Annotated in this window: 6 protein-coding genes; 2 read left to right on the top strand and 4 right to left on the bottom strand. The window is 50.6% G+C overall.

Annotated elements, in window-relative coordinates; all coding sequences use genetic code 11:
* Positions 1-31 precede the first annotated feature (31 nt).
* Positions 32-2,299, top strand: a complete 2,268-nt coding sequence (locus NP589_RS07675; protein WP_256606448.1) for a PAS domain S-box protein — start codon at positions 32-34, stop codon at positions 2,297-2,299.
* A gap of 16 nt (positions 2,300-2,315) precedes the next feature.
* Positions 2,316-4,808 (top strand): GGDEF domain-containing response regulator, encoded by a 2,493-nt coding sequence (locus NP589_RS07680; protein WP_256606449.1) that lies wholly within the window; start codon positions 2,316-2,318, stop codon positions 4,806-4,808.
* 441 nt (positions 4,809-5,249) lie between these two features.
* Here the strand turns inward: NP589_RS07680 and NP589_RS07685 are convergent, their stop codons facing one another.
* The 4 genes from NP589_RS07685 to NP589_RS07700 all read right to left on the bottom strand — a co-directional run bounded on the left by NP589_RS07685 (position 5,250) and on the right by NP589_RS07700 (position 12,420).
* Complete coding sequence (locus NP589_RS07685; RefSeq protein WP_256606450.1) at positions 5,250-7,412, bottom strand: CHASE2 domain-containing protein; 2,163 nt, start codon at positions 7,410-7,412, stop codon at positions 5,250-5,252.
* Positions 7,413-7,632: 220 nt separating this feature from the next.
* A complete protein-coding gene (locus tag NP589_RS07690; RefSeq protein WP_256606451.1) occupies positions 7,633-8,112 on the bottom strand; it encodes a hypothetical protein in 480 nt (159 codons plus the stop codon).
* A gap of 49 nt (positions 8,113-8,161) precedes the next feature.
* The gene (locus tag NP589_RS07695) at positions 8,162-11,602 is read right to left on the bottom strand and encodes a TonB-dependent receptor domain-containing protein (protein WP_256606452.1); all 3,441 of its coding nucleotides are present in this window, start codon (positions 11,600-11,602) and stop codon (positions 8,162-8,164) included.
* Between the two features lie 152 nt (positions 11,603-11,754).
* Positions 11,755-12,420, bottom strand: a complete 666-nt coding sequence (locus tag NP589_RS07700) for a Crp/Fnr family transcriptional regulator (protein WP_256606453.1) — start codon at positions 12,418-12,420, stop codon at positions 11,755-11,757.
* Positions 12,421-12,480: the final 60 nt, after the last annotated feature.

Genomic DNA, 12,480 nt, shown 5'->3' on the forward strand with positions numbered 1-12,480 from the left:
ATACCGGTCAATAACGATCTGAGGTGGGGGAATGTTTGATACGTTAGATTCGGAACATGAAAGCCTGCGTATCCAAAAGCTGCACGAATACTCAATTCTCGATACTTCGCCGGAGCAGGTCTACGACGATATAGTCTCGCTGGCAGCAATGATTTTCGGCACGCCTTACGCACTGATAACCCTGGTTGACAGCGACCGGGAGTGGTTCAAGGCGAAAATAGGCATAAGCGCCACCGAAAATTCACGGGAAGGCGGGTTTTGTACCCAAACGATTTTGTATCAGGACGTCATGGTGGTCGCAAATGCAGACCAGGATAGACGCTTCTCGAACAATGCTCTGGTCACTGCGGCGCCGCATATTCGTTTTTACGCCGGCGCTCCGGTGCGCGCATCTACAGGCGAAGCGCTAGGCACGATTTGTATTCTCGACAGCGTGCCGCGAGAATTAAGCGAGGAGCAGATTGGCGCTCTGGGAGCCTTAGCGCGTCAAGTCAGTATAGCCCTGGAACTTAGACGTAAAGCAATAGCGCCGAACGATAGTGTTACCGGTGTAAGATGCCTAGAACAGTTTGCCGGTTTGGTCTTGAATGCTTTGTCAGCGCAGTTTTGTGTTCTGGATGACGCCGGAAACATCCTAGCGCTAAATCAGCCATGGCTGGATTTCGAACGTGACCATAACCGTGATGCACAGGCGCTCGACATTGGCCAAAGCTATCTGGCGCTGCTGGATGCCGATCTGGTTGAAAATAGAGGCGGAGAGGCGTTTTTCGCAGGTATTCGCGCAGTCCTGGCGGGGACAATACCCTGTTTTTCGCTCGAATATTGTTATCCCGGCGCATCCGAACCACAATGGTTTGTCGGCAAAGTGCTGCGCTTTACCGATCCAAAACCGGGCGGCATTGTCGTAATACATGAAAATATTTCCGAACATAAACGGCTGGAGTACCGGTTTCAACAAGCGGTGGAGGCAGCGCCTAACGCGATAGTCATGGTCAATGAGTCGGGAACCATCCAGATGGTCAATTTACAAACCGAAAGGTGTTTTGGTTATTCACGCCCTGAATTAATAGGGCAACCCGTCGAAATGTTAGTGCCCGAGCGGTATCGCAGTGCGCATGTCGGCTTCCGCCACGCCTACCTTGCCGCTCCCGCGTCCAGACCGATGGGGGCGGGGCGAGACCTCTACGGCTTGCGCAAGGACGGCACCGAATTTCCCGTTGAAATAGGCTTGGGCTTGATCAATGATGCCAACGGTATCGTCATCGTAAGTTCCATCGTTGACATCACCGAACGTAAACGCCTGGATCATCGCTTCCGGCAAGCGGTGGAGTCAGCCCCTAACGCGATAGTCATGGTCAACGAGTCGGGAACCATCCAGATGGTCAATTTACAAACTGAGATGTCTTTTGGTTATTCGCGGACGGAACTGCTTGGACAAGCGGTCGAAATCCTAGTGCCGGAGCGGTTTCGTAGTGCGCATGCCGGCTTCCGCCAAGCCTACCTTGCCGCTCCTGTGTCCAGACCGATGGGCGCCGGACGAGACCTCTACGGCTTACGTAAGGACGGCACCGAATTCCCTATTGAAATAGGCCTGGGCCTTATCGATGATGAGAACGGTACTATTGTCCTCAGCTCAATCGTTGACATCTCGGCGCGCAAAAGCGCCAATGACAAGCTTAGGCAAGCCCTCAACGAGAAAGAGATGTTGCTTAAGGAAGTGTATCACCGGGTAAAAAACAATCTTCAGGTAGTATCCAGCCTGATTAACCTCCAAGCCAGAAATGTCAAAAATGCAGAGACTGTGGAACTGCTTAAGCAGAGTGCCGACCGTATCAAGGCCATGGCCTTATTACATGAGAAACTCTACCATTCCAAGGATTTGGCTCGTATCGATTTCAATGAGTATATTCGTAGTTTGGCCGACCACCTGCTATACGGCTACGGAGATCGGTCAGGCAAGATCGCAATAAGCATGAGCATCGACAATGTATTTCTTGATGTCGATACTGCAATTCCCTGCGGACTGATCATTAGTGAGCTGCTATCCAACGCTCTTAAGCATGCCTTCCCGGATGATAGGGCCGGCGAAATCGGCATCAGCTTCCGCCATGATGACGGGACGTTGATCCTGGTGATCTCCGATGATGGTATCGGCTTTCCTGCTGGTCTGGATTTCAAAAAAAGCACCTCCCTAGGCTTGCAGTTGGTTAACTCGCTGACCAATCAACTCATGGGGGACATGACGCTGGATCGGCAACACGGGTCTAGGTTTACCTTGCGTTTTGCCAGCGCCATTTAGTAGGAGGAAGCAATCTATGTTTGCCAGCAAAATCATGATCGTCGAGGACGAAGCCATTATCGCGATGGATCTTCGTGGTCAATTGGAAAGTTTCGGTTACGAAGTGGTCGCGACTGCTTTTTCGGGGGGACAAGCCATTAGCCTAGCAACCGAGTATACGCCTGATCTGATAATGATGGACATCGTGCTCAAAGGCCAGATGGACGGTATCAACGCCGCTCAAACCATCAGCGACTCCCTACATATCCCGGTGATTTTTCTGACCGCGTACAGCGATCCTTCCACATTGTTACGCGCGAAAGCCACTGGCGCCTATGGTTACTTAATCAAGCCGTTTCGGCCGGATGAACTGCACGCCTCTATCGAAGTCGCGCTGTATAAGCATCAGTTGGAACGCAAGCTGAAGGATAGCGAACAATGGTTTGCGAAAACCTTGCATTGCATCAGCGACGCAGTGATTGCAACCGACGCCGAAGGCAAAATCCAGTTTATGAATCCCGTCGCCGAGTTGGCGACGGGCTGGCAGCAAGAGCAAGCCCAAGGCGCGGTGGTCAGCGAACTGATGACACTGCTAAACGAATCGAATCGCACCGTCGCTGAAAACCCTATCCCCTGGGTATTAAGCAACCGCGCGGTATGCGGCATGGACAGCGGCACCATACTCGTTTCGAAATCCGGTGAGGAGCTCCCCATAGACGACGGTGCCGCCCCTATCTTGGATGATGACGGCAGCTTGTTAGGTGCGGTACTGGTATTTCGGGACATTACCACGCGGCGGCAAATGGAAAATTTACTGCGGGAAAGCGAAGAACGCTTCCACAGTGCGTTCGATCTTGCCGCCATCGGGATGGCATTGGTCGCGGTGGACGGGCGTTTTTTACAAGTGAACGGCTCGTTGTGCAAAATATTCGGCTACTCAGAAGAAGAGTTGTTGAGTTCCAATTTGCAGATGTTCACGCATAACGACGATTACCAACAAGTGCTTGGCCGCCATCTGCGCCAATTGTTGGCCGATGAACTGCCGTCGTTTCAAATTGAAGTTGAGTGCTATCACAAAATAGCCGGCAAGCGGGTTTGGAGCCTGCTCAGCGCATCGCTGGTGCGCAACGCGGCCAACGAACCGCAGTATTTCATTGTCCAGATCCAGGATATTACCGACCGCAAGTACGCCGAGCAGCAATTGATTTATATCGCCAATCACGATCCCTTAACCGGTCTGCTGAATCGCGTCCAATTTCACAATCATCTTACTCAGACTTTAGCTTCCGCCCAGCGCTATGAAACCCGATTAGCGCTAATGTTTCTCGATCTGGACCGCTTCAAGCTGATCAACGATACCTTAGGTCACCGATTAGGCGATCTATTATTACAAGAGGTTAGCGAACGCTTAAAAACCTCGGTGCGTACCCATGACAGCCTGGCGCGGCTGGGCGGCGATGAGTTTATCGTGCTGCTGAGCAATATCAATCTGATCGACGATGTCGCCAGAATCGCCCAAAAGACCATCGAAATACTGACCCAACCGTTTAGCATCGAGGGTAACGATATCGTGATTACCGCCAGCGTTGGGATCAGCATTTACCCGGAAGACGGAGACACTAGCCAAAACCTGCTGATGAACGCCGATACGGCGATGTATCTTGCCAAGGAACGCGGCAAGAACAATTATCAGTTTTATACCAAAGAAATGACCGCAAGATCGCTGGAGCGCATGACCATAGAGCGCGGCTTGCGACATGCCTTGCTCAATAATGAACTGCTGCTTCACTACCAGCCGCAGATAGACTCAAGCAGCGGCTGTATCGTCAGCGCGGAAGCGCTGGTGCGTTGGCAACATCCGGAGTGGGGCCTGGTGAGTCCCATCCGGTTTATTTCGGTAGCGGAAGAAACCGGTTTAATCGTCCCCATCGGCATTTGGGTGTTGCGCACGGCCTGTTTGCAAACCAAGGCTTGGCAGGAGAACCATGGGCTGCTCAGTCAGGTAGCCGTGAACTTGTCAGCCCGCCAGTTTCTTGAACATGATTTGTTTGAAACCATTAAAGCGGTGCTGGAAGAAACCGGCCTGAATCCCTCTTCACTGGAACTTGAAATCACCGAGTCGGCGGTTATGCAAGATCCGGAAAGGACGCTCGCGATTCTGCAACAACTGCAAGAACTGGGAATTCGGCTCAGCATCGATGATTTCGGCACCGGATACTCCAGTCTTACCTATCTGCGGCGCTTTCCGGTCCATAGTGTCAAAATAGACCGTTCTTTTGTTCAGGACATTCCTAACGACGAAGGCAGTATGACGTTGGTGAGAGCGATTATCGCTCTGGCGCACGAGCTCAAGCTGGACGTGACCGCCGAAGGCGTAGAAACCGAAGCGCAATTAGCCTTTCTTAAAACTCAACAATGCGATTTATTGCAAGGCTATCTTTATAGCCGGCCGGTAACGGCAGCACAACTCGAAATAATGGGAGGAGAAATAAACGGCCAATGTGCCCCCTATCGGAAAATTTCAAGTTAGGCGTCGCTTTGGGTGGTGAGGTGACAACAATCGGACCCGTTTTTAAAAATACTCTCAAACCGTGTGAATCCAAATAAGCCCCGGAAAAACCAACTTATTGCTTACAGGACAATGGCACTTGTTCGGTCAGAGTCAGCAGTCAAATGCCATGATTCATGGGGCGCTCAGATGTGATCTCTTTCGCGCATATCACTAGCCCGGATATTTCATCATCCGTTACCAGCATGAAGCCTGAGTTCCGGCACCCGTTAGAGCGCGAAGCGAATTCCTATCGGAATGACGAACTTTTGGGCTCGAGCTGAAGATTCTTACTAATCGGGAAGAAAAGTATCCAAAAGATAGTCGCCCGGATGCTGATTTAATCCCGCGCTTTATCCAGAGCGCACTGGGAGCAATACTTGGCTTTGGTGCAGAGCTTGATTAGTAGCAAAAAGTCGAAGCTTATTTGCCGTCCAATACGAAAATCCCATCCCATTCCAACGGAGCTAATTCGCAGTATGCCAACGTTTTTTGCAGATAAAAATGGCTGGGGCCGTCGTTGGCGTCGATAGCGAGTGCCGCTTGAAATAGTCGGGCTGCTTCCGTCCATAAGCCTTGCTGGAAGGCTGCCAGGCCGTCGGCAAAGATGCGATGTACTTCGTTAGGCTGGGTATCGCTGCCGTGCTTGAGTCCGACGATTTCTACTAGCGTCACCGGCTCAGTGCGGCCGACCACGCGAAAGGTGCCTACCGGCCGGGAGACGATGTCGTCCAAATCGGCGGCGATGCTGTGCGATGCTAAAATCCGCGTGCCTAAGTACTTGTTCACGCCTTGAATCCGCGAGGCGGTGTTGACGGTATCGCCGATGGCTCGGTAATGGCTGGATGTGCCGGCGTCCAGGCTACCCAGGGTTAGTTCGCCTTCATGCAAGCCGATGCTGGTGGCAAGCGCTTCCTGGCTGGAGGATAGATTGAACGACGCCACCGCCGCAGCCATTTCCAGTGCGGCCAAACAGGCGGCGCGGCGCTGGTTGCTTACCGGCGCATCGAACCACACCGCCATCATCGCGTCGCCGGTGACATCGGCGATCACACCGTCGTGCGACACTACCGGATGGCCTAGCACTTGGTAATAGGTATTCAATAACTCCCACATTTCCCGAGGCGAGTGTTGGGCGGCGATGGTGGTATAGCCTTCGATGTCGGTAGCCAGACATAAACCGGAAACATCTTTTTCACTTCTAGCGATGCCGGCGTTAGCGGTTTCCGTCCATTGCCCAGGCGCTGCGGGCAACATGCCGACCCATTGCGGAAACACTCTACTGACGAATTCAAGTATCCGCCCGCGTTCGCACATTAAGTCGTAGCGCGACCAAGCCAAGCTCAGCAGCCAGGACAGTGGCAATTGCATGAATAACGGCCCGGCGACCGGCAACCACCAATGGTGCTGGCCGAACAAGCAGACAGCCGAGCCGGCATACGCCGAGGCAAAGACCAGACTGAGGACAATGCCGGGCCAACCGGTAAAACTGACCAGCAACAGGGCGATAAGTAAGCCGAATACGCTTGATACTAACCAGCCCGCCGCAGGTATTTCGATAAAACTATTTTCCAGCAAGTTGGCGAACTGCGTGGCCATGATCTCTACGCCGGCCATTTTGCCGGTGTGCGAGTCGGAATAGGGGGTTGGAAAAAAGTCGGATTTACCCGGCGAGAATTGGCGGTTGGCGCGGCCGACAAAAACCACTTTGCCTTGCAAGTCTTCGACCTTGCCTTCGTAAACATCGGCGTAGGATTCCATTCTGAGCGTGCGCGGCGGGCCGTAGTAATTTAGGTAGCGGCTGTCGCCTTCGCAGATCAATTTCTTGGCACGGTTGTCCAGCTTAGGTGAGTTTACACACGTTCGCCGTTGCGCAGTCAACCAAACCGATAAGGGCTGTTCATCGGGATTATCGCTGCTGGCTTGTTGGTAATAAAACCATGCCAAGACCGGTAGACTGGGTGCTTCGGCAAGCGCATCGTAAAAGGTCCAGGACTCGCGGATAGGGTTATTTTCCGAGTCGTTAATCAGATAAAACGGTGCGCTATCCAGCGCCGCCTGGGCAATTGCCGGTATTGGTGACAGTTTGCGCATGACTACCAGTTGCTCGGATAAGCTTGTCGCTGGTTCGCCTTCGCGGGAAATGGCGGGCATTTTATTGCGGTCCGAACATTCTTCCCGTCCGTAAAAGTCCTCGACACCTCGGCGAAATTTTTGCACGCATTCATTGATCAAGACCTTGCCGGCAGCACGCATTGCATCAGCCAGCATTGGGTCTACGCTGGGATTCGAGGCAATAAATTGCAGATCGAACACGATCAAACTCGCGCCTTGGCGATTCAATTGGTCAAGCAGTTTTGCATGAAACTCGCGCCAGCGAGTCAAGTCTTGACCCACGCCCAAGCGAGTCTCGGATGCTTCGTCCATCGCGACAATTACCACTTGCTCGGGTGGTGTTTGCGTGCCACGGATTTTGAATAAGGTGTCCAAACCCAGTCTGCTTTCTGTATCGAAACCTAAATCTACCAGCGTACTTAGTAAAAACCCCAGAACGGTGACAACGGTGATGCGTAACGGACGGGCCATAAGGAGTTTGCCAGTCGTGGTATAGGAGGATTAATCAATCTGAGTACGGTGGGACGCACATGCGAGCCCACCAATATTCATTACATGAGTTGAACATGTTGCTATATTGGACTATCAATCTGTATTTTTCCTAATATAGAAAATATATTTGATGTATCCAATAAATTTCAAATGCTAACTTCAATATTTTGGGGCAGTCATTGCTAAATGTTAATTTATTTTATTCAAACGCAGCGTCGATTTGTTCTTGTGTATAACATGTTTCGTATTGCTGACCATTTAGAAAGAAGGTATTACAGAATGAACCTTCGAATACGGCTTTTACCGAGACAAAGAATTTTGCCCTAATTTCTTTATTATTTTTGACGATTACTCCATCGATAGGTTTATCAATTTTTAATGCATTTAACACTGCTTCGTCGACGCTACCAATGCGAGTATCGCAAGCTTGGCCTCCGGCTTTGTCGGCTGCGGATTGGATGCACGGCTTGACTTCTTTGCCGGTTAGCGAATCTACCACAACAAATTGATTGGTTTTAAAATTAATGCCTTCAGCCAATATCGCTGTCTGTTTGACTAGAGTAGGCACCGATGAATTTTGTTTTATTGGTTTTGGTGGAAGGTTTGATTCATTTTTTTTATCGCACGCAATAATTAAAGTACTCATCAATAAAATGGTCGCCGCTTGCATTTTTTTCATTATAGTTCTCCTGTTTTAACAAAAATCCTGGTTGGAAATAGCCGCCAAATTAATAAAATAAGCTCAATTTGACGAACAATTGCCGCTCAGGGATAAAAGGGCTAAGTTGGGGGCCGCTGGCGTCGAATACGCTTTGGTAAACAAAGTTGTTGTCGAACAGATTACGGCCTTCCAACGCTAGCGTGCCCAATCTATTGGGAAGGCGATAGCCCAGCAGGGCATCGAAAACCCAAAAACTCTCGCTGTCACCTGTAAATCTGGGGGCATTAGCGGGAAGGCCGGCTAAAAGCCTACTCGATGTGGTGTGCTGATCTACAAAAGTGCCGGACAACTTAGCGAAAAGACCTGAGGTATGAAACAGGTTAATGGACAAAGGCACCTGGTGCGACGCGACACTACGCGGATTCGAGGGGTCTAGGTTGTTCGCGAATTCACGTTTGAATTTCTCGAAGCGGTATTCACTTTTTAATGTTAGCCAATCGGTAGGTGACCAATAAAGATAAGCTAAATGCGCCGCTTCATTTCGAGTAAATAGAGATGTGCTATTGGGAACTGTACCAGCAACCGATTGTTGGCTATCTCGCCAGCTAACTTCGCCGCCTATAAACAGATTTTTCATAGGATTGTAATCAATCCCCGTTGCATATTGCCAGCTGGAAGCACCGTTACTTTCGTCATAAAACTGAGTGAAACCGGCGATCTGGGTAGGCTCTATGGTTTGATTATTTGCTAATGGTCTTTTGATGCTTCGAAACGCCGCAGCTCGGAGTATCAGATTTTGGGTTGGGTTCCAAATAACACCAAGTTTTGGGTTTAGTTGATATTTTTTTAATGCGGGGTCTTCGTATGAATCGTAACTAAGGCCCAGCGTGGTAGTTAAGTTGCTTAATATATTATATTTCAGGTAACTATAAATATTGAAATACTCGGTTTGACGTTCACCAATAGTTGAGTACGTAAAGAGCGGGCTGCTGATGAGATTAAAAGGTGAAAGCTGACGGCGTGTCAGGCTACTTAGTAGGGTGTCATCATCAGCATTAATATAACCGGCACCGCTGGTTATATCGAATTTTTCAGAATTAAATATATATTGGAATTCGCTTTGATAGCTTTTGACTTCTGATTCATTGTATGTGAACTGATTTAAAGGAATAGGCCTACCAAAACTGAGAATATTAAATTGTGAAAGGTCGTTTATACTATTTTTGCGGCTGGTATAAAAAGAAGAAAAAAGTAAGTCTTGATGGTTGTCTATTCGGTAATGTCCACCCACTCGAACGGTGTCTTGTTCTATTGCTTGTCGCTGGTTTAGCGCTTGTGTGCCATTTAAGCGAAATGGCGTATCCCCACTTCGAACATCTTCTGTCTTTAACTCCACCTGAACATTCAAATCCTGAGTAATGGCATATTGGGCAAATGCATCGTAAATGTCTTGTTTGTAATCGTCGTTTTGCCGAAAACCGTCGGTTTGATAATGAAATTGCCCAAAACTCATCGACAGTTTGTCGTACACGCCCGAGACGATGGCATTATCGGTAAGGGTGTTGCGGCTGCCGTACGCGCCGTTTAAAACCATATGCGCGCCGTTGCCGGTGTACAAGGAATCGTACTCGTTGACCGATAAGCTGCCCGGCCCCGTACTGTTCAGAATGCCGATATTTTCGCCGGTCAGTTGCGGCTGTACCGGGGTGATATTAATGGGTTGCAGCAACTGGGCCTGCAACAGTTCACTGGCGCGGGCGACGCGGTAGCGCGGTTGACCGACGTAAGCATCCGAGAGAAAACGATGCGCGGATGGATCGGTGGCATCGTGGCCCAAAGACTTCCAGGCTTCCTTTAAGGCCACCCGGCCAAAACCCAGGTCGTTATAGATACGTGCCAAGTTGGCGGTGCGCGCGGCAACGTCTTCGTCCAGCAGCAGTTTCGAACGGTATACGCCACGGTTTTCGTTCAGTTCTATCGACTGTTGCATATCCCGCAGCGCTTCGACCGGACGATTCAAGGATTGCTTGCGTAGTGCATCGTAAAAATACGGCGTGGGGTCTTTCGGATCGTGTTGTTTCGCCAGGTCGAATTGATCTCCGGCCAACGCCGGGCGTTTTTCTTCGTAATAGGCTTTACCCAGATAGCTGCGTAACAATGAATTATTCGGGTCCAGAATGGCGGCGATTTCCAGATCGCGGCGGCCGGCTTCCAGGTCGCCGCTGCGGATTTTCGTTAGACCTAAACCCAGTCTCGGTAGTGGCGCGGTAGAATCAAGTTGTACGGCAGATTCGAAATGCCGCAAGGCTAGAGCGGTATCCACTCTGAATAATTGTGAAAAGCCCTGCACGGTTTGGGTTCTTTCCAGATTGGGGTCCAACATAAAAGCCTTGGTTGCCGATTCTGCGCTTTCAGTGCGCAAGCCCAGGGCCAATTGCAGTTCGGACAGCCGCGCCCAAGTCATCGCATCGTTAGGTGAGAGCTGACTGGCATGCTGTGCGGCTGCGAGGGCTTTCTCCAGTTCGAATTCGGCTTGCAGGCAGTACGATAATGCTGAGTAAGCAACCGCTGATTGCGGATTTGCCGTCACCGCACGCTCGGCCAGATTCAGCGCGTCCGCTTTGCGATTTTGGGTTAGCACCAGAATGCTTTCCAGCGCCAAAGCGTCCGCGTCATTCGTATTGCCGGAGCGCAAGGTTTGAATATCCTGCATCGCTAACTGGCTTTGCCCGGCTGACAGTCTGATTGCCGCGCGGGCTTTCAAAAACTCTGAAGACTGTTCAGCCGGCGGCGTCCGGTCCAAAGCGCTTAGTGCCAAATTGACCCGGCCTTGCCGATAATTCTGAATCGCGGCTCGTAGAGCAGGTGTTGTAACTGGCTCGGACTCTGAGTAAGGCAATAGTGGCGGGTAATACAAGGCCCAATTCACCGCATCGGCGGGTTTAAGGTCGATTCGCGCGCGTGGGGCCTGACCCAACAAGGTTTGCCCGGCTTCTCCGGCTTTTAGATGAATGTCGCCATAGGTATTGAAAAAGCGCACGGCGCCTTCGTAAACCCATAATTCCGCGCTGGCATCGTCGGCGCGTAACGCAAACTCGGTACCTTCCGGCCCGGCGTTAGCAATCGGAGTGGTGATTTGTAACTGCTTGGGGGTGCGGCTGATGAAATGGACAAAGCCTTTCAGCAAATCCACCAATGTCGCTTGATTGGGGGCGATACCGTTTAAAGTGAGTACAGTGCCCTCGGCAAGGCGCAGAGTGATGCCATTGGGTAGCAATAAAGATGCGCGGCTATAGGCTTCGACCCGGATTCGACTGCCTTCGCAAAGGGTTTGCTCGAGTTGCGCCGGTTGCCATTGTCCCTTAGTGCCGACGTCGTAAAACAAGCTGCCTTGCAGCGAAACCAGTTTGGCGGCTTTTTCTACGCTACAGCTTGCCGCAGTCGCATCGGTTTCCGCCAAACACATTGGCGCAAATAAAACCATGAAGCAAATCACAAGGCAGCGCATTTTATCTCCGGAAGATGTTTTTTCTGGATGATAAAGTCTGAAACCCTAACTGATCAAGGTAATAATTAACTTTGGCTTAGATTTTTTGGTTTTTGTCAATTGACCCAATGTGCAGTAGCGATGATGCGTTGTCGACAATCGCTATACACAGCTCACCATGAGGCCGGCGGGGTGGTTTCGATTCTGAGGGTTTTTTCGTCGACGCTGATGTAACCGCCTTTGGTCAGTTCTTTCATCACCTTGTTAATCATTTCCCGAGACGACCCTACCATGGTCGCCAGCTCTTGCTGGGTCGGGCGGTTATGAATGACATAGACATCGCCTTCTTTTTCCGCCATGTCTTGCAGCACCTTAATGGTACGTTCGTAAACATTCGACAAAGCCATTTGTTTGACTTTCTCGGTCAGGAATCTGACTTTTTCCGATAATACTTTGAGTAAGGCAATCGCCGCATCGGGGTGTAGCTTCAACCAGTGGATGAAATCGGTTTTGGCGATGACCGCGCAGACGGTTTTTTCCTGGGCTTCCACTGCGGCGGAGCGTGGTTCGTCGCTCAGCAAGGCCAGTTCGCCGAAATACGAGCCGGCTTCCTGAATCAATAAGGTCACTTCCTTGTCTTTGTCGTTACTGCCGAACACCCGTACCTTACCGGACAAAATGACGTACAGCGAACTGGTTTGATCGCCCTCGGCGATGATCATCGCCTTTTTTGGGAATTTAATGACCTTGGCCCTGGATACCAAGGCTTGCAGGGCATCCTCGGGCAAATCGGCGAGAAAAGGGATGTGGTTAAGACTGGCGATGACTTCTGCTTGCATGATGAGGCTATAAGCGCTGGGTTTAATAAAGTGCCGCCTTCGGTAACGGTCTGTTATGTT

Origin of the sequence: Methylomonas rosea (assembly GCF_024505055.1) — a bacterium.
Lineage (GTDB): Bacteria > Pseudomonadota > Gammaproteobacteria > Methylococcales > Methylomonadaceae > Methylomonas > Methylomonas rosea.